18 protein-coding genes and 1 pseudogene are annotated in these 18344 nt (G+C 66.3%); 11 read left to right on the forward strand and 8 right to left on the reverse strand.

Annotated elements, in window-relative coordinates; all coding sequences use genetic code 11:
• Nucleotides 1–30: 30 nt before the first annotated feature.
• Entirely contained in the window at nt 31–492 is a 462-nt protein-coding gene (locus ACJH6H_RS17040) for a PPOX class F420-dependent oxidoreductase (RefSeq protein ID WP_212808018.1), read from the reverse strand.
• Between the two features lie 55 nt (nt 493–547).
• Here ACJH6H_RS17040 and ACJH6H_RS17045 point away from each other — a divergent pair, with 55 nt between their 5' ends.
• The gene (locus ACJH6H_RS17045) at nt 548–949 is read left to right on the forward strand and encodes a MerR family transcriptional regulator (RefSeq protein WP_133425877.1); all 402 of its coding nucleotides are present in this window, start codon (nt 548–550) and stop codon (nt 947–949) included.
• A 9-nt stretch (nt 950–958) separates the two neighbouring features.
• Here the strand turns inward: ACJH6H_RS17045 and ACJH6H_RS17050 are convergent, their stop codons facing one another.
• On the reverse strand, nt 959–1525 hold the full coding sequence (locus ACJH6H_RS17050) for a hypothetical protein (protein ID WP_244872705.1): 567 nt from the start codon (nt 1523–1525) through the stop codon (nt 959–961).
• Nucleotides 1526–1941: 416 nt separating this feature from the next.
• Between ACJH6H_RS17050 and ACJH6H_RS17055 the strand changes: the two genes are divergently transcribed.
• Complete coding sequence (locus tag ACJH6H_RS17055) at nt 1942–3057, forward strand: hypothetical protein (protein WP_212808016.1); 1116 nt, start codon at nt 1942–1944, stop codon at nt 3055–3057.
• 78 nt (nt 3058–3135) lie between these two features.
• On the opposite strand, the gene ACJH6H_RS17060 is transcribed toward ACJH6H_RS17055, so the two are convergent.
• Nucleotides 3136–3993 carry a DUF732 domain-containing protein gene (locus ACJH6H_RS17060; RefSeq protein WP_212808015.1) on the reverse strand — a complete coding sequence of 286 codons (858 nt, stop codon included), beginning with the start codon at nt 3991–3993 and terminating at the stop codon, nt 3136–3138.
• Between the two features lie 427 nt (nt 3994–4420).
• Here ACJH6H_RS17060 and ACJH6H_RS17065 point away from each other — a divergent pair, with 427 nt between their 5' ends.
• Together ACJH6H_RS17065 and ACJH6H_RS17070 are read left to right on the forward strand one after the other, a co-directional pair.
• Nucleotides 4421–5593 carry a hypothetical protein gene (locus ACJH6H_RS17065; RefSeq protein ID WP_212808014.1) on the forward strand — a complete coding sequence of 391 codons (1173 nt, stop codon included), beginning with the start codon at nt 4421–4423 and terminating at the stop codon, nt 5591–5593.
• Nucleotides 5594–5734: 141 nt separating this feature from the next.
• Complete coding sequence (locus tag ACJH6H_RS17070; RefSeq protein WP_133425869.1) at nt 5735–6154, forward strand: nitroreductase family deazaflavin-dependent oxidoreductase; 420 nt, start codon at nt 5735–5737, stop codon at nt 6152–6154.
• Here ACJH6H_RS17070 and ACJH6H_RS17075 read toward each other — a convergent pair.
• On the reverse strand, nt 6141–6722 hold the full coding sequence (locus tag ACJH6H_RS17075; protein WP_166427985.1) for a TetR/AcrR family transcriptional regulator: 582 nt from the start codon (nt 6720–6722) through the stop codon (nt 6141–6143). The two genes, ACJH6H_RS17070 and ACJH6H_RS17075, sit on opposite strands and share 14 nt — an antisense overlap.
• 304 nt (nt 6723–7026) lie before the next feature.
• Between ACJH6H_RS17075 and ACJH6H_RS17080 the strand changes: the two genes are divergently transcribed.
• Nucleotides 7027–7458, forward strand: a complete 432-nt coding sequence (locus tag ACJH6H_RS17080; protein WP_133425868.1) for an MmpS family transport accessory protein — start codon at nt 7027–7029, stop codon at nt 7456–7458.
• Nucleotides 7455–10349, forward strand: coding sequence for an RND family transporter (locus ACJH6H_RS17085; RefSeq protein ID WP_133425867.1), 2895 nt, complete (start codon nt 7455–7457; stop codon nt 10347–10349). The genes ACJH6H_RS17080 and ACJH6H_RS17085 overlap by 4 nt, the downstream gene beginning before the upstream one ends.
• Before the next feature lie 377 nt (nt 10350–10726).
• On the opposite strand, the gene ACJH6H_RS17090 is transcribed toward ACJH6H_RS17085, so the two are convergent.
• The gene (locus ACJH6H_RS17090) at nt 10727–10948 is read right to left on the reverse strand and encodes a hypothetical protein (RefSeq protein WP_346415499.1); all 222 of its coding nucleotides are present in this window, start codon (nt 10946–10948) and stop codon (nt 10727–10729) included.
• Nucleotides 10949–11109: 161 nt separating this feature from the next.
• A pseudogene (locus ACJH6H_RS17095) lies at nt 11110–11832 on the reverse strand (L,D-transpeptidase); the annotation flags it as partial.
• Nucleotides 11833–12172: 340 nt separating this feature from the next.
• Between ACJH6H_RS17095 and ACJH6H_RS17100 the strand changes: the two are divergent.
• Nucleotides 12173–13231 (forward strand): patatin-like phospholipase family protein, encoded by a 1059-nt coding sequence (locus ACJH6H_RS17100; RefSeq protein WP_212808013.1) that lies wholly within the window; start codon nt 12173–12175, stop codon nt 13229–13231.
• Nucleotides 13232–13244: 13 nt separating this feature from the next.
• Here the strand turns inward: ACJH6H_RS17100 and ACJH6H_RS17105 are convergent, their stop codons facing one another.
• A complete protein-coding gene (locus ACJH6H_RS17105; RefSeq protein WP_212808012.1) occupies nt 13245–13661 on the reverse strand; it encodes a DUF732 domain-containing protein in 417 nt (138 codons plus the stop codon).
• 163 nt (nt 13662–13824) lie between these two features.
• Nucleotides 13825–14496 carry a hypothetical protein gene (locus ACJH6H_RS17110; RefSeq protein ID WP_133425863.1) on the reverse strand — a complete coding sequence of 224 codons (672 nt, stop codon included), beginning with the start codon at nt 14494–14496 and terminating at the stop codon, nt 13825–13827.
• 477 nt (nt 14497–14973) lie between these two features.
• Between ACJH6H_RS17110 and ACJH6H_RS17115 the strand changes: the two genes are divergently transcribed.
• From ACJH6H_RS17115 to ACJH6H_RS17130, 4 genes are all read left to right on the forward strand, one after another.
• Nucleotides 14974–15963 (forward strand): ABC transporter substrate-binding protein, encoded by a 990-nt coding sequence (locus tag ACJH6H_RS17115; RefSeq protein WP_212808011.1) that lies wholly within the window; start codon nt 14974–14976, stop codon nt 15961–15963.
• A gap of 28 nt (nt 15964–15991) precedes the next feature.
• Complete coding sequence (locus ACJH6H_RS17120; RefSeq protein WP_133425861.1) at nt 15992–16687, forward strand: queuosine precursor transporter; 696 nt, start codon at nt 15992–15994, stop codon at nt 16685–16687.
• Nucleotides 16688–16761: 74 nt separating this feature from the next.
• Nucleotides 16762–17424 (forward strand): allophanate hydrolase subunit 1, encoded by a 663-nt coding sequence (locus ACJH6H_RS17125; protein ID WP_212808010.1) that lies wholly within the window; start codon nt 16762–16764, stop codon nt 17422–17424.
• A gap of 10 nt (nt 17425–17434) precedes the next feature.
• Nucleotides 17435–18328, forward strand: coding sequence for a 5-oxoprolinase/urea amidolyase family protein (locus tag ACJH6H_RS17130; protein ID WP_133425859.1), 894 nt, complete (start codon nt 17435–17437; stop codon nt 18326–18328).
• Nucleotides 18329–18344: the final 16 nt, after the last annotated feature.

An 18344-nucleotide genomic window follows, 5' to 3' on the forward strand; every position in this document is an offset into this window, starting at 1 on the left:
TTGATTCCTGTCTGGGCACAGGATCGAACGTCAGGCGCTGAAGTCGATGCGCACGATCGCGCTGTCGTCCCAGACACCGCGGTTCCGCGCCTTCTGCCACTTTTCCCGCCACGGCAGCCCGGCGTGCACCTGGGTCACTCCCGGAATCCTGATCAGCGGCACCAGATTCCACTGCCACCCGTAGCGCCGGTGCAACACCCGGTTGGCCTCGGCCGCGGCCCCATCCTCGAGGATCGTCGCCGTGCCGGTGAATACGGTTGCGCCGCTGCGCTTTCGGCCGCGGTAGTCGCACGCCGTCAGTTCGACTTGCGGATGTGCGCGCAGCCGTGCGGTTTTCGGACCGCGCTTGGTCCGGAACACGATCGAATCCTGCTCGACGGCGAACCAGATCGGCGTATCGACCGGCTCGCCGTCGCGCCGATAGCTCCGGAGCATTGCGTAGCGGGTCCTGCCCAATTCACTGATGTCTGATCGCTGTGTGTTGGTAGCCATACGGACAGTCAACGACTTAGAGTTGGCTTCAAGTCAAGGCCGAACCAGGAGTGTCATGGCCACGTTCACCATCGGCGAAGTGTCGGCGCGCACCGACGTCGCCGCGACGACGCTGCGCTACTACGAACAGATCGGCCTCATCCCGGCGCCGGCACGCGCCGGGGGGCAGCGCCGCTACGACGACACCGTCATCGATCGCCTCAACGTCATCCGGGTGTGCAAGACGGCGGGGTTCTCTCTCGATGAGATCCAGCTGCTGTTCGCCGACGACGCGCCCGGGCGCCCGGCCAGCCGCGCGCTCGCGGAGACCAAGCTTGCCGAGATCGACGCCAAGATCGCCGAACTGCACCTCGCGCGCGCGGTCGTCGAATGGGGCATGCAGTGCACCTGTCCATCGATCAGCGCGTGCAGCTGCGGTATTCACCCCGCCAAGCCCGGGGACACCCGGACGGCCTGAGGCCTGCTGTCAGTGCCCGCCCGCGCGGGAACCGCCGACCTCCGCCGGCAACGGCGGCGGCAACGGCGTGGTCGGTACGGGCGCGGGAGCTCCGGTGACCGGTGTGGGCGGCGCACCCACCGGTGGCGCAGCCGGCGCAGGCGTGGCGGCCGCGGCTCCGGGCAGGGGCCCGCCGCTGCGGAAAAAGGTCATGGGCTCGGACCGGATGGACTGCGAACCCGCGCTGATATCAAGTGATTTCGCGCTGACGGTATAGGTGATGCCATCGCTCGTCGCGGTGTAGCCGCCGCGGCCGTCCGCGCTCGCGGCGACGATCAGCTTCGCGCCGTCGCTGATCCGGACGCCGCGATATTGGTACTCTCCGCCGGCGCTCCTGCAGACGGCGACCCGTGACGATGCGGTACTGCCGAACGCGACCGCGGTATCGCCCGTCGGGCAGCGCGCCGTCGAGTCGAGGAACCCCTGGGCGTCCGTCGCGGGCTCGGCCACCACCAACGGGCTTCCGGCCAGCGCCAACACCGCACCCGTCAGCGTCGCGGCAGCCAGCCCCCCGGCACGGAATCTGAAGTCGGACATCGTCACCACCACATCACACCGTGACCGGTTCGGCGAGCGCCCACACCGCACCGCCGGCAAATGATGTGGCCGTCACAGCGGCCGGGCCTGGATGAATTCTTGGAAAACTTCAGCTTGATTTATTTACCCGGGCAGGGAAATAGTGCACGTATTGCCTGGTCAGGCGGCCGATGGGGGTTTTTGCTCGGCTAGAGGCACCTCCGTCTTTCCGCTACTTTCAGACCGCCTAATTCCGCTCTGCCTCACTGAATCCGGGGTCCATCATGCAAATCGCTGTTCGGCACAACGCACTGCCTTCGTCTCTCGTTGCCGGAATGTGCTCGGTGTGCGTCGTCGCCTCGGTAGGAGCCGCGGCACCGTTGCCCGCGCCGCACTCCCTGCAGGCGGCACATTCCGCTGTGGCCACCGTGTCCCACGTGTCCACCTACGCGGAGAAGTACTACCTGACCGCCTTCCCGGCCGATCTGCTCCAGCTGATCTCGCTGCCGTTCACGGCATACCAGACGTTCCTGAACAACCTCATCGCCGGCCCGAATGAGTTCATCAAGGCCATCAACACGCTCAACGCCGCGATCTACAACCAGACCGTCGGGCCGTTCGTCGCGCAGTTGATCCAGGGCCCGAACGCGATCATCACCGGCCTGAACACCATCAACAAGGCGATCTACAACCAGACGCTCCTGCCGATCGTCAACACCCTGATCGCGGCGCCGAACGCCATCATCAAGGGCATCAACGCGATCAACGCCACCTTCTTCAACGGCACGACCGCGAAGATCCCGGTGCTCATCACCACCGCGATCAACACCGCGATCGCCGCGTTGCAGAACCTCAGCACGCTGCCGGCCACCATCATCAAGGGGATCAGCGCCTTGCCGGGTGCCCTCATCGCCGGACTGCAGGCGCTGCCGGGCGCCATCCTGTCCGGATTCCCGTTGGCCGCAACGCCGTTGGCCGCCACCACGTCGCTGAAGACGCTGGCCTCGACCACGACGCTGCCGACCACCCAGACGCTGTCGCTGACGGCCAAGCCCGCCGCCGCCGAGGCGGAGACGCCGAAGGCCACCGGTGCGACGTCGCCCGAATCCGGCACACCGGGCACGACGCCCACGGGCACCGACACCGGTAAGACGACGGAAACCGCCGGCGCCCCCACGGACAGCCAGACGGACGCCAAGGACACCAGCAAGACCGCCGGCAAGACCGACGAGAAGGCCGAGACCAAGGGCGCCGACACCAAGTCGACCGACACCAAGGGCACCGAGACCAAGACCACCGATGCCAAGGACTCGGGCGCCAAGGACACCGAGACCAAGGGCGCCGACAAGTCGACCGACGACAAGTCCGCGAAGGCCACCTCGGGCAAGTCCAAGAAGACCGACAAGTCCGCGAAGGGCGGCAAGCACAGCGCTCCCGAGGGCGCGAGCGGTTCGGTCTCCGTTCCCGCGGGTTCGACCGGCGGCAAGCACCGCGCCCCCGAGGGCGGCAGCGCGTCGCACGCGTCGAGCAGCAGCAGCAGCCACGACAGCTGACAACTAGCGCAACAACATTGAGGGCTGTGGCTTTTCGAAGCCACAGCCCTCAATGCGTTCCCGTAGGCGGGATCAGAATCAGTAGCCGGGTATCGCCGGAACGACCGGCGAGGACGCCAGCTGCAGCGGCGCCTGCGTCGCGGGAGCCAGCAGACCCGGTGTGGGCACCGTTACCGCCGGGGCGGTGAGGCCCGGCGCCGAAGCCACCGGGGCGGTCGCCGCACCGAGCGCACCGGAGACCGGAGCCGTCGCGGCCCCCAGCGTGCCCGGCAGGGGTGCCGTAACAGCGCCCAGCGTGCCCGGCAGTGGTGCCGTCGCGGCCCCCAAGGTGCCCGGCAGCGGGGCCGTCGCCGCGCCCACGACGCTCGACACCGGGGTCGTCGCCGCGCCCAGCGTGCCCGGAACCGCAGCCGTCGCGCCCGACAGGTTCGGCAGGCCGACCGACGGCACAGAGGGCAGCCCCGGCGGCGTCACCGGCAGGCCGCCGTTCATCAGGGCCGGGATGTTGCCGTTGGCGAGCGCCGTCATGAATGCGGGGCACTGAGTCTGGATCGCGACCTGCGTGGCGAACCCGGCCAGCGGCGGGGCGATGCCGCCGTTGCCGCTCATCTGGGTTGCCGTGCTGGCCATCTGACTACCCGGCTGCACCAGCAGCGGGCAGATCGAGGCACCCACCTCGGCGATCGCGTTGCTGACGGGTCCGTTGTTGCCGATGCCGACATCATTGAGCGCGTCATGGACGACGTCGGCCTGCGCGCGCGGTCCCCACATGAGGGCGGCGGCCACGATGGCGCCGGCCACCACGACAGGTCGCAGCACCGCGGCGGACGTCGCGATGACATCCACCGAGCCGACCTGGGTCCTTCCGGTCTTCGGCCGGCCCGGGCGGGCGGCCACCGGTCGTCTGCGGTACGTCACTTCAGTAGTTGCGGTCATCAGCACGCTCCCTGTTCCTGAGTGCTCGGCGCCACACTGGGCACTGGTTTCACTTCGGTAACGGTGGGCTACAAAAGTCACAAAAACAACACGGACCGATAACCGTTCGAACCCTATGCGTTTCGCTACCTTGATCTCTGAGACCGGGCTGAAATTCTGTCTCCTTTTCTTACGGGAGCTTCAACTCAATAACACCAGTAGTCACATTCGCCCCATTTGCACCTTTTGACACAAATTGAATGTGGCGTCAATACCTGGCCGAAGATCGGCCGTTTCGAGCCCTGTCATCACCAACTCGACCCGCCGTCGGACGTCGAGAAAACCCCGCATCAATTGACGCCGGAGTAGGCCTTACTTTGTTCATAGGTAATGGTCAGACGCGTGTGACATACTGCACTTTGGTCAGAAAAGGGGAGGTGATCTCCGCGTGATGCCCCACGCGCGGCTGCTCGCCGCCTCCAGCCTCGTAACAGCGGGTTTGCTGGCGCTGGGCCCCGCAGCCGTCGTGGCATTGGCCGACACCGACAGCGGCAGCTCCAGCACAGGGACCTCGGGCGGCTCGACCACCGGCGGCACCACGGGCACCACAGGCACCACGACGGGCACGACCACCGGCGGCACCACCACCGGCTCGGACACCTCGTCGACGACCGGTGGCAGCACCACTACCGGCTCCACGACCACGGGATCGTCGACCACCACCGGCTCCACGACCGGCGGCAGCTCGTCACCGAACCTGCAAACCACCTTGGGCGGCATGGTCGGCCAGTTCACCCGCATCATCCAGCACCCGACCAGCGTCATCGGCGGTGCACCGCTGACGGGCCTCGTGCCGGGCGTCAAGCCCAAGCCCGGTCAGAACGCTCCGCTGCTCACCCCCGGCGGCTCGTCGACGTTCTCCGCGCCGGCGCCGGCAAACACCGGGGCACCGCAGCCGTCGGCGGCTCTGACTCCGGAACCGACGAAGAACAGCCAGGACACCGGCCCCGCGACCGAGTCCAAGCCCCCGCTGGCGCAGCTGCCGCTGGCCGCGGCCCAGGTTCCGTTGACCGCACTCGACCTCGTCAAGACCACCATCCCGACGGTCGTCGACGCGGTCCCGATTCCGGGTCTCGCGGCACTACCCGTCTTCGCCGACGCCCTGATCAACCCCATCGAGACCACCGTCCGCGAGTTGGCGACGGCCGCGTCCAACCTGCCGTTCCTGCAATACACGCCGGGCATGCCCGCCATCCAGTTGCCACCGGACAGCCGGTCCTTCCCGCAGAGCTCGTCCCAGCTGCCGAAAACCTTTGCCGCAAGCACTGATTCGTTGCCACGCGACATCTCGCCGGGCGCTCCGGGCACCACCGACAAGCCGGTCCCGCCGGTCCAGCCCCGGAGCGTCTTCGCCGCCGAGTCGCACCTCGTCGCGTCGAAGGACTTCCGGCCGGGTTATCCGGACTACCTGCGGGCCGCCGGCCTCAGTGAGGTGGCGGCGGTCGCCGTCCCGGGGTTCGCCGGCATCATCACGCTCACCGCCGCCGGAGGGTTGGTCGGCTACCGGCAGGCGCGCGCCACCTCGTCGGCACCCGCTCGCGCCCAGCGATTCGTCAACTAGGTCCTGGCCCAGGTCTCCGGACGCGGCGACTTTCGCGGGCGCCCACGGGATTTCCGCCGAGGACTCCCCCGATGCCCGCCGACCGGGAAGAATCGGTCGTGACCGGAATAACCCGGCTTCCTCAATCCGTTGGGAATCGACGTGACCGAACATGAACTGAGCCCCACCGACTGGGTGCGCAAGCAGACCGAACAGATTCTCGCGCAGGGCACCACCGATGGTGTGCAGATCCTCGATCGGCCGGTGGTCCTGTTCACCACCACCGGAGCCAAGTCCGGCAAGAAGCGTCTCGTGCCGTTGATGCGCGTCGAGCACAACGGCCGCTACGCCCTCGTGGCATCCAAGGGCGGCGCCCCCGAGCACCCGTCGTGGTACCACAACGTCAAGGCCCACCCGCAGATCACCGCGCAGGACGGCGACAAGGTCTACGAGCTGACGACACGTGAGCTCGAGGGTGAGGAACGGCAGGAATGGTGGGACCGGGCCGTCGAGGCCTACCCGCCCTACGCCGAGTACCAGACCAAGACCGACCGGCTGATCCCGGTCTTCATCGCCGAATAGCGTCCCGCTCCTCCACCGCAAGCAGCCGCCGCGCGGACTGCAACAAGATGCGGTGGAGTTCGTCGTCGGGGATGTCCTGCAAGTCGGGATCCATCGCACTGCCGTAGACGCCCGAGGTGACCAGCGACATGGTCACCCGGGTCTCGGTATCCGCGCTGTCCATGCCCAGCACCTTGCGCAGGCGCTGGTTGATGGCGCTGCACTCCTCGTGGGTTTTGACCAGGGTGTCGATGGCCGGGTCGCGATAGAAGACGGCCGTCACGCGCCGGTGCCGGACCGCGAGCTCGACGAAACCCGTGATCGCGGCTTCCTGCCGTGCCGCCGCGCTCTCCGCGGCCTCGATCGCCGTGGCCAGTTGATCGAGTTCGGCGAATACCGGCCGGATCACGGCAAGCACGATGTCGTCCTTCGAGTGGAACTGGTAGTACACGGAAGCCTTGCTGACCCCGAGGTGATCGGCGATCATCTGCAACGATGTGCCGTTCACGCCGTGGTCCGCAAACAACGCCAGGGCGGCTTCGATCACCCGTGCCCGCGCCGATCCGCGTGGCCCCACCGATTTGGCCAATCCTCGCTCCCTGTTCAACGCCGACCCGAACCGGTCGTCGTGTAGCGGCGGTCACCGCTGTTGCGGCGACGTCACCTGCGTCACACGGGAAACCCCGATGTGGGCACCGACCTGCATCAATTGATTCGCTTAACTTGTCTAAGTTTACCGTGGTGGATACGCTGAGTCTGCCGATCGGCAGATTGAAATGTGACACAGCTGGAGGTGCCGCACAAGCGGTGCGCAACGCCCCAGCTCACACGGTCCGCCAAGGCATGTCGAGCAACAAGGACGGGGAGGTCAGCGTGACCAAGGAGATCGCAGCGTGATCGGCAATGCGCTCAAGAAGGCGTGGATCCCGTTGCTCATCCTCGCCGTGGCCCTCGTCGCCGGCTTCACCGTGCAGCGCGTACGCACCTACTTCGGCCAGAACCCCGTCATCGTCACCCCACGCAACTTCGCCGACGATGCCAAACCGTTCAAACCCAAGGTCGTCACCTACGAGATCACCGGCACCGGCAGCTACGCCGACATCAACTACCTCGACCTGGACGCCAAGCCCCAGCGCATCGACCACGCGCCCCTGCCCTGGAAGCTCACCCTGTCCACCACCGCACCGGCAGCGTCGCCGAACATCGTCGCCCAGGGCGACGGTGACTCCATCACCTGCACCGTCCACGTCGACGACGAACTCAAAGACACCCGCACCTCCACGGGCGTGCACGCCCAGACCTTCTGCCTGGTGAAATCCGCATGAGCAACCACAGCCTCGATACCCCGACCGACTCGTTTCCCAAGGCCGGGCAGGCACCGCACCGGCCGCTGATCCCGCGGGTCATCCGCACGCTCGCCGTCCCGGTCATCCTGGCCTGGATCGGCATCGTCGTGGTGCTGAGCACGATCGTCCCGCCGCTCGACGAGGTCGGCAAGATGCGCTCGGTCTCCATGTCGCCGCACGACGCGCCGTCGATGATCGCCATGAAGCAGATCGGTTCCGACTTCAAGGAATTCGACTCCGACAGCTCGGCCATGGTGGTGCTCGAGGGCGAGCAGCCGCTGGACGCCGCCGCCCACGCGTACTACGACCAGATCGTCGCCAAGCTCCAGGCCGACACCGCGCACGTCGAGCACGTCCAGGATTTCTGGAGCGACCCGCTGACCGCGTCGGGCTCGCAGAGCGCCGACGGCAAGTCCGCCTACGTGCAGGTCTACCTGCGCGGTAATCAGGGCGAATCGCTCGCCAACGAGTCCGTCGAGACCGTCGACAAGATCCTCAAGAGCGTCCCCGCGCCGCCGGGCGTCAAGAGCTACGTCACCGGTGCGGCCGCCCAGGCGTCCGACATGAACGTCGCCGGTGACCGCAGCCTGAAGATCATGGAGGCCGTCTCGTTCGCGGTCATCATCATCATGCTGCTGCTGGTGTACCGGTCGATCATCACGGTGCTGATCGAGCTGTTCATCGTCATGGTGCTGGTGGGGGCGGCGCGCGGCCTGGTGGCCGTGCTCGGCTACTACAAGATCATCGGCCTCTCGACGTTCGCCACCAACCTGCTGCCGATGCTGGCCATCGCGGCGGCGACCGACTACGCCATCTTCCTGATCGGCCGGTATCAGGAAGCGCGCACCGCGGGCATGTCCAAAGAGGACGCCTACTACGACATGTATCACGGCACCGCGCACGTCATTCTCGGTTCGGGTCTGACGATCGCCGGCGCGACGTACTGCCTGCACTTCACTCGACTGCCGTACTTCCAGACGCTGGGCATCCCCCTGGCCATCGGCATGGTCACCGTGGTGTTCGCCGCGCTGTCACTCGGCCCGGCCCTCATCACCGTGGTCACCAAGTGGGGCAAGACGCTCGAACCCAAGCGCGCGATGCGGGTGCGGGGCTGGCGCAAGATCGGTGCGGCGATCACCCGCTGGCCGGGCCCGATCCTCGTCGCCACCATCGCGGTGGCGCTGGTCGGCCTGGTGGCGATCCCCGGCTACAAGACGAGCTACGACGACCGCCAGTACATGCCCGCGGACCTCACGTCCAACGAGGGTTATGCGGCCGCCACCCGGCACTTCTCCCCGGCCCGCATGAATCCCGACCTACTGCTGGTCCAGACCGACCACGACCTGCGCAACCCGGCGGACTTCCTCGTGATCAACAAGATCGCGAAAGCCATTGTGGCCGTTCCCGGTATCGCTCAGGTGCAGGCCATCACACGGCCCGAGGGCACGCCGATCGAGCACTCGACCATCCCGTTCCAGCTGGGCATGCAGAGCACCACGCAGGTCATGAACCAGAAGTACCAGCAGGACATGATGAACGATATGCAGAAGCAGATCGGTGACATCCAGGTGAGCATCGACACCATGACCAAGATGCAGGGCATCACGGTCCAGATGTCGACCGTCATGGACAGCATGGTCGGCAAGATGCACGGCATGTTGTACGACATCGAAGATCTGCGCAACCACATCTCCGATTTCGACGACTTCTTCCGGCCGATCCGCAACTACCTCTACTGGGAACCGCACTGCTACGACATCCCGGTCTGCTGGTCCATGCGGTCGGTGTTCGACACCCTCGACGGCATCGACACCATGACGGATGACTTCCAGTCCGTCATTCCGGACATGGACAAGATGTCCGCGCTGACGAAGCAGATGGTCACGGTCATGCCTCCGCAGATCGAGACCATGAAGAACATGAAGAAGTACATGCAGATGATGTACGCCACCCAGAAGGGGCAGCTGGATCAGCAGGCCGAGGGCCAGAAGAACTCCAGCGCCATGGGTGAGGCCTTCGACAAGTCGAAGAACGACGACTCGTTCTACCTGCCGCCGGAGGCCTTCGACAGCGCCGACTTCAAGCGCGGCATGAAGAACTTCATCTCGCCGGACGGCAAGTCGGTGCGGTTCATCGTGCAGCACGAGGGCAATCCGCTTACGCCCGAAGGCATCTCGCACATCGATGCCATCAAGCTGGCCGCCAAGGAGGCGATCAAGGGCACTCCCCTGGAGGGCTCGAAGATCTACCTGGCCGGTAGCGCGGCGACCTTCCGTGACATGGCCGAGGGTTCCGACTACGACCTGATGATCGCCGGAATCTCCGCTCTCGCACTGATTTTCGTCATCATGCTGCTCATCACCCGGGCGGTGGTGGCGGCGGCGGTGATCGTGGCGACGGTGGCGATCTCGCTCGGCGCGTCGCTGGGTATGTCGATCCTCATCTGGCAGTACCTCATCGGGCTACCGCTGCACTGGATGGTGATCCCGATGTCGGTGATCATCCTGTTGGCCGTCGGCGCGGACTACAACCTGCTGCTGGTCGCCCGTTTCAAGGAAGAGATTCAGGCCGGCCTCAACACCGGCATCATCCGCGCGATGGGCAGCACCGGCTCGGTGGTCACCAACGCCGGCCTGGTCTTCGCCTTCACCATGTCGTCGATGATCATCAGCGAGCTGCGCATCATCGGCCAGGTGGGCACCACGATCGGCCTGGGCCTGCTGTTCGACACCCTGGTCGTCCGGTCGTTCATGATGCCGTCGATCGCCGCCCTCATGGGCAAGTGGTTCTGGTGGCCGCAGATCGTGCGTCAGCGGCCGAAGCCGGTGCCGTGGCCGACCCCCGCCGAGAAGGTCGACGCGACCGTCTGACCCGTCGTACCGAAAAGCGCCGCGCTGAGATCGCCTCTCAGCGCGGCGTTTTTGTTCTGTAGAGAACTCCCCAATTGCGAGATACGTCGTTTCAGTCACGAGGCACCGACGGCCATCCCGACTGAAGCCAGGGACTTTCTCGGGCCGCCGGCGGTCCCTGGGTTCGATCGCGGCGTCAGATCGCCGTCACGATTGAACACACGCACTCATTCGCGAGGCCGGCCGGTACGAGAGCAGCGCCACGGACCCCTGGCACGCAAAATGCCCGCCTCCGCGCGACGAGGTTGTCGCTCGGAGACGGGCACAAGCGTGAGTAGGGGTTGGAATGGCGGGCCGGCCGGGCCCTGGCAGCACCGCGGCGCTGCCGGGCTACGGAATCAGGCGCCGAAGCCGCGGCCCGTGGACCACGCGAACACCGCGTAGGCCGCCGAACCCGACAGCTGGTGGATTTCGGCTTCCGTGCCACCGAGTTCGCGGATGCGGTCGGCGAAGGTCGACTCGATGATGCCCGAACACGTCGACAGCAGTTCCATCAACGATGCGTCCGCCGCCGGCTGTGCCGACTCGAACTGGTTCGGCAAATGCGCTACTGCTCCCACGACCACTCCTGACCTCAAACTGATATTTCCAGCTATCTAATTTTATCGGCTAAGTACCGGTCGTGACTAGGCCTTTTGCCGTGACACTGACCAGTGTACCTAATGCGTTGTGGCGTGCGTCACATCGACGCGACCGAGATTCAACTTTGATCGCATCGTTATCACCACTGGTCCCACGGCACACTCCAGTCGCCGTTCTGCCACAGCTCCAAAGGCTTGCCGCCGGTGTTCCGCACCTCGACCACGTCGCCGGGTACGGAGAAGTTGTAGAACCACTGCGCGTTGTCGTGGTTCAGGTTCAGACAACCGTGACTGGTGTTGGTGTTGCCCTGGGCCCACACCGTCGCGTCGAGCTGATGCAGGTACACACCATCGGTGCTGACGCGCACGGCGTACGGGATGGTCTCCTTGTACCCGAGGTGGTTGTTGATCGGCAGGCCGTACGTCGACGAATCCATGACCACCGGATTGCTCTTGTCGAGCACGGTGTAAACCCCCGGCTGGGTCCAGAAACTCAGCGTCTTGCCGTTGACGGTTTCGGTGCCGCCGCGCCCCATCGAGGTCGGCATGGTCTTCACCAGTGCGCCGCCGTCGTAGACGGTGACCTTCTTGGTCTTGTCATCGGCGATCGACACGTGGGACGCGCCGATGTTGAACGTCGGGCCCCCGGCCACCGACACCACGGTGCCCGGCGCCCAGTACTGCGGCGGGCGCCAGTGCGCGGTGGTGTTGTTCACCCAGTGCCACGACCCGGTCACCGGCGGGTTCGCGGTCACCACCAGATCCCGCGCGGCGGCGGCCTCATCGACCGGAGCGGCGAAGTGCGCGACGATCACCGTGCCGACGCCGTAGGTGGCGCCGTCCCGAATCGGTGCCCCGGAGGTCATCGCGAACGAGACCGGCGGTGGCCCGGGCGGGGGCGCATCGTCGTCTGCGGATGCCACCGCGGTGGGGACGAGAAGAATCGTGGTCATTGCCAATACAAACGCGCGTGCCGCCAACATGCGGTCACAGTACCGATGCTCCATTCGCCACCCCCTCTCCGGTGAATCCCTCGTTGTGCCAGCAACATTAGGGACGGGTACTGAGGGCGGCTTAGTCTGCGCCTAAGAATCGGCTGAGTGGCCGAGTAACGCCCGCCACACCGCCACGAGCGCCCGCTCCGCCGTCACAATCCGTTGCCGTCCAAGGCGAACCGCGGGCGTTCACCTAGCATCGTCATCGATGGAGCACAGGCCCGACGACTCCCCTGCGGTCCCGGTCAAGACCGCCGATCTGGTGCTGTCGGGTGGCGGCGTCAAGGCAATCGGCTTGGTCGGCGCTGTCGTCGCTCTGGGCGACGCGGGCTACCGCGTCGGCCGGGTGTCCGGGACGTCGGCCGGCTCCCTCGTGGGCGCGGTCATCGCCGCCGCGAACCGTCGTCAGCCGGCCGGGTGCCAACTCACCGGCGCCCAACTCCGGGAACTGGCGATGTCTCTGCCCTATCGCAAATTCCTGGATCCCGTTGGCACCAGCCGAATCCCGGTGCTCGGCAAGTACTGGACGGCGTTCCGTGGCCAGGGGATGTACCGCGGCGACGCCATTCACGACTGGGTCGACGGCGAGCTGCGCAATCTGGGCGTGCGGACCTTCGGCGATCTGGCGCTCGACGACCGCGAGCTGCCGCCGGAGCAGCGCTACCGCCTGGTCGTCACGGTCGCCGACATCACCCGCGGCACGCTGGTCCGGCTACCGTGGGACTACCGCCGGATGTACGGCCTCGACCCCGACGAACAGTCCGTCGCCGACGCTGTCAGCGCGTCCATGGCCATCCCGTTCTTCTTCCGGCCGGTGACGATCACGAGCGCCGCGGGGACGACCTCGACGCTGATCGACGGCGGGCTGCTGTCGAACTTCCCCATGTACTCGCTGGATCGCACCGACGGCAAGGTCCCGCGCTGGCCCAGCTTCGGCATCACTGTGACGGCACAGCGACCGGCCCAGGGTGACGGCGACCCGAGCCCGGGTCTGGCACCGGTGATCGATCTGCCCGGAGCCCCGCATCTCCTGGAGAACCTCATCAACACCGCACTGCTCGGTCACGACCAGACTTATCTCCGGCAGCCATCCGTCGCGGCGCGCACGATAGTGGTCGACGCCGCCGGCATCGGATACCTGAATTTCGACATTTCCCAGGCCGACCGGAAGCGGCTATATGACAACGGCTACTCCGCCGCAAACGAATTCCTGAATACCTGGGACTGGCCCGCTTACCTACATCGATTTCGCGCCGGTTCGGCGTGAATTCACTGCCATCTCAATAGCGAGGGCGCGGCACTCCGTCGGCGCCGATGTTCAAACCGGGGCACAGATGCACCATCGCCATATCCATCACGAAAGTCGCGGAGGCCTTGTTCACCTTCAGGGACTTGGAGATGTCGTTGACGGCGTCGCCGGTCGGCTGACCGGCGTACACGAACATATTGCAGGTCAGGCGCCCAGTCTTGAGCAGATCGGCATCGCTGCTCTGCATGCGGCCGTGCAGCTCGGTGAGATAGGCGAGCTCCGCTGCGTTGGCAGCGGCATTCGTCGGCACGCAGTCGAGCGGGTTGCCCCGTTCGGCGCAGGCCGCCATCTGGCCCGTTCCGACGTCAGCCGATGCGGGGGCAGAAAGGCCTGACGCAGCCACCGCCAGAGCCGCCAACAACTGACCGGTGATCACGCGCGCAGTCATCGCAACGACACCTCCCGCCGCCATATAAGACGCTTCCGTCAATTAATGCCGGGCACCGCCCCCGCAGTGTCCGTAACGGAATAATAAAGATTGTTCGGGCATTGCGATAACCGAACGGGAAATGAAGCTTTAACGACCTATAGCCGTAATACCGGCGAAACGGTCAGACGGCGCTTCCGGCCACTTTTTGTTCGGCGACCTGCGGCACCATTCCGGCGGCGACCAGACCGAGCTCTCCCGACGGGTCCAGCGCATCGGGCCACGGCCCGGCGAGGGCGTCGAACTCCACCTGATGACGGCCCACCGCCCGCTCCACCGCGCGCAGCGACACGCTGCAGTCACGGGCCCTGCGGCCACACGCGCACTGCTGACCGGGATGCTCGGCGCAGCCGGCCACATAACGGTCGACCGCGGCACGAAGCGTCGGATGCACGGGACGGGCCAAAGCGATGCTGCGCACCTGGCCGCGGCGCCCGATCCAGCTGGCCACCACGTCTTCACCCATGTCGTCGAGAGCCTGGACGTACGCCTCCAACTCGGCGCGCGGCGAGGGGTCGCCGGCGGCGGCCGGGCCGACGATCTCGATCACGGCGTGGCCCTGCCAGTCGACCGGCCGGAACCGCAACGTCCGCCGGCCGGAACGCACGATCTGACCGCCCGCGCTCACCATCGCGCCGTCCGGTTGGGCCGTGTCGAACAACCACCGCATTCCGATGAGCAATTCGGGGAGATGCCGGGTGACGACGCGCTCCGGTCGCTTCGAACCGAGCCCCTGACGCACCTCGGCCCGACTATGTCGCCGCGAGCCGCGCAGCCCGCTCGAATCGATCGTCATAGCAGCCTCCCAGCAAATTCCTCTTGTCCGCCGAAGAACGACGTCCGTTCCCATTAGAGCATGGCCACAGGCGGCCCGACGATACGTCAAACGACTGACATTGCGCGGTTCTCGCTAACCCAATGCGCCAAACCACGGGTAACGACTGGACCACCTGCCCCAGGGGAAACGTGTGTTACATATCGGCATTTAACTGCCATTTTTGGGATACCCGCCCGCGAAAGCACCTGGCCACCGAAAGTTTGGCGGGCCACGGCACACGCGCGCCCAGCTAATAGTCCAATAAGGTACATACCTAGGGTATGTTTACCCTTCCCCATCGGCACGCAGCTTCCCCGCCATCGATATTTACGTTGTCGGCAAACCATCCCGGGAATTCGGTCGGTAACGGCATCCTGGCGCGTCACACACCAGCCGCCCCGGGTGCGTTCGCGTGTTAGCAGAGCCATTCCGCGAGGCAGATGCAAGACTCACGACGTGTACCCGAACCGCTCGCGCCGTAATTTCCTGGCACTGGCCGTCGGTGCGGCCGGTGCCGCGATGGTCGCCGCATGCTCCAAGCCGCCGGCCTCGGGCACCGTCGCCGGCGACGGGTCGGTGACGATCAATCACGCGTTCGGATCCACCCGCATTCCGGCGCCGCCGAAGAGTGTCGTGTGCGCGGGCCTCACCGGGCAGGACGACCTGCTGGCCGTCGGCGTCGTCCCGATCGCGGTGACCGAGTGGTTCGGGAATCAGCCATTCGCCGTGTGGCCGTGGGCGCAGCCCGCGCTCGGCCCGGCCCAGCCGGTCGTCCTGAACCTCAACGACGGCATCCAGGTGGACAAGATCTCCGCGCTGAAGCCCGACCTCATCATCGCCACCAACGCGGGACTGGACGCCGACACCTACAAGAAGCTCTCGGCGGTCGCCCCGACGATCGCCCAGTCCGGCCAGGACGCCTTCTTCGAGCCCTGGAAAGAACAGGCCACCGTCATCGGGCAGGCCGTCTTCAAGGCCGACGACATGAAGCGACTCATCGACGGCGTCGATGCGAAGTTCGCCGGCGCAGGGCAGGCCAACCCGCGGCTCGGTGGCCGAAAGATGTTGATCGTCAACGGTCTTCCGACTGCGGACGGCGTCGAGATCACACCGGCGGGCTGGCGCACCGACTTCCTCACCGAGATGGGCATCGCCCTGCCGGGCGGACTCGACTCGTTCACCAAGGGGCAACACGCCTTCGTGCCCCGCGACCAGATCGCCACGGCGTTCCGCGACGCCGACGTGCTGATCTGGACGCTCGACGCCGACGAACAGCGGCCCGCGGTGCTGGCCGACCCGACCATCGCACAACTGAGCCAGGCCAAGTCCAACCGGATCGTCTTCCCCAACAAGGATTTGTCCGCGGCCATCACATTCGCCTCGGTGCTGTCCTACCCCGCCGTGGCCGATCAGCTGCCACCCCTGCTGACCGCCGCGCTGGCCTGAGGTTGCACTCGCAGCTCTGCCTGCCAAGATGTTCGACGTGACCGTCGCCGAGCGCCCCGACCAGCACGCCCGCTTCGCGCAGGTCGGATCGGCCTACTATCCGATCCTGATCGCGGTGTTCACGGCCCTGGTGATCATTTCGAACGTCACCGCCACCAAGGGCGTGGCCTTCGGGCCGATCATCACCGACGGCGGCTTCATCGTCTTTCCGCTCACCTACATCATCGGTGACGTGCTGTCCGAGGTGTACGGCTTCAAGGCCGCGCGGCGGGCGATCTATCTCGGCTTCGCCATGAATATCCTTGCCGCCCTGACCTTCTGGGCGACGATCTACCTGCCGGCCGCGGACTTCTACCCGAACCAGGCGCACTTCGAGAACGTCGTGCACTCCTACACGCAGCTGATCATCGCCGGGCTCGCCGGCTTCATCGTCGGGCAGACGATCAATGCGTGGGTCGTGGTGGCCATCAAGGAACGCACCAAGGAGAAGCACCTGTGGGCTCGCCTGGTCGGCTCGACGTTCGCCGGGCAGCTCGGTGACACGCTGGTGTTCTGCGCCATCGCCGCCAACGCCATCGGCATCAGCACCCTCCACGACTTCGTCGTCTACACCGGCCAGGGCTGGCTGTACAAGACCGCCGTCGAGGTGATCTTCCTGCCGGTGACGTACCGGGTGATCAGCTACATCAAGCGGCACGAACCAACGTACGAATTTGCTGTCTGAGCGGTTGTTAAGGCTCTTCTGGCGAGTGCGTAAGGACGCGTTAATTACCGGCTACTCGCGGGTAGGTTGGAGTGATGACCGTCACAGTGGACAAAGTTGACATGACGATGCTCGGCACCGTCCGCGACTATGGCGACCAGGCGCTGCTCCTGGAATTCAACAGCACCGCCGAGGTCCTGGCGTGGACCGACACGCTGCGCACGGCGGGTTTGCCCGGCGTGCTCGACATCGTGCCGGCGTCGCGGACCATCCTGATCAAGCTCGCCGCACCGCGATATCAGATTCCCACCGCACAGCGGCTGTCCAAGCTCCGCCTCGGCGAAATCGACAACACCGAGGCCAGCGCCCCGCAGCAGGCCGACGTGACCATCGACGTCGTGTACGACGGCACCGATCTCGACGAGGTCGCCAAGCTGACCGGGCTGACCTCCGACGAGGTGATCGCCGCCCATACCGGGTCGCTGTGGCGCGTCGCATTCGGCGGTTTCACGCCGGGCTTCGCCTATCTGGTCGGTGGCGACGAGCGACTCCAGGTGCCGCGCCGCAGCGAGCCGCGCACGCGCGTGCCGGCGGGCTCGGTGGCCCTCGCCGGTGAGTTCGGCGGCGTCTACCCGCGCGAGACCCCGGGCGGCTGGCAGTTGATCGGCCGTACCGACGCCACGTTGTGGGACCTCGAACGGGAGCAGCCGGCGTTGCTGATTCCGGGCATGCACGTGCAGTTCCGGGCAATCGGTTAGGAGCGCGACCATGACCGCAACACTCGAAATCCTCAAGACCGGCCCGCTCGCGCTCGTCGAGGACCTGGGCCGGCCCGGCCTGGCCCACATGGGCGTCAGCCGCTCGGGCGCGGCCGATCGCCGCTCACACACGCTGGCCAACCGGCTGGTGGCCAACCCCAACGACCGCGCCACCATCGAGGTGACGTTCGGTGGCTTTTCTGCCCGGGTCCATGGCGGCGGGAAAGAGGGCGTGGCGGTGGCCGTCACCGGCGCCGACGCCGATCCCTCCGCGAACGGAATCCCGTTCGGCACCAACAGCATCCACTACGCGCACGACGGCGAGGTGATCTCCCTGGGTGCGCCCCACACCGGTCTGCGCAGTTACGTCGCGGTCCGCGGCGGCTTCGTCGTCGACCCGGTGCTCGGCTCCCGCAGCTACGACGTGATGTCCGCGATCGGCCCGCGGCCGCTGCAGGTCGGCGACATGCTGACCATCGGTGCGCACACCGCGGAGTTCCCGGAGCTGGATCAGGCGCCCGTGGCGGCCATCGCCGAGGACCTGCTGGAGCTGCTGGTGGTGCCCGGCCCGCGTGATGACTGGTTCGTCGACCCCGACGCCCTGGTGCACACGGAGTGGATCGTCACCGATCGCAGCGACCGCGTCGGCATGCGGCTGAACGGCCGGCCCCTGCAGCACCGCTGGCCGGACCGCCAGCTGCCCAGCGAGGGCGCGACACGGGGCGCAATTCAGGTGCCGCCCAACGGTTTACCGGTGATCCTCGGCCCCGACCATCCGGTCACCGGCGGGTACCCGGTGATCGGTGTCGTCGCCGACCACGACATCGACAAAGTGGGGCAGATCCGGCCCGGTCAGCACGTGCGCATGCACTGGTCCAGGCCGCGTCATCCGTTTGGCGCCTGAACCCGCACAGGCACCA

This window comes from Mycobacterium sp. SMC-21 (assembly GCF_045310825.1).
Lineage (GTDB): Bacteria > Actinomycetota > Actinomycetes > Mycobacteriales > Mycobacteriaceae > Mycobacterium.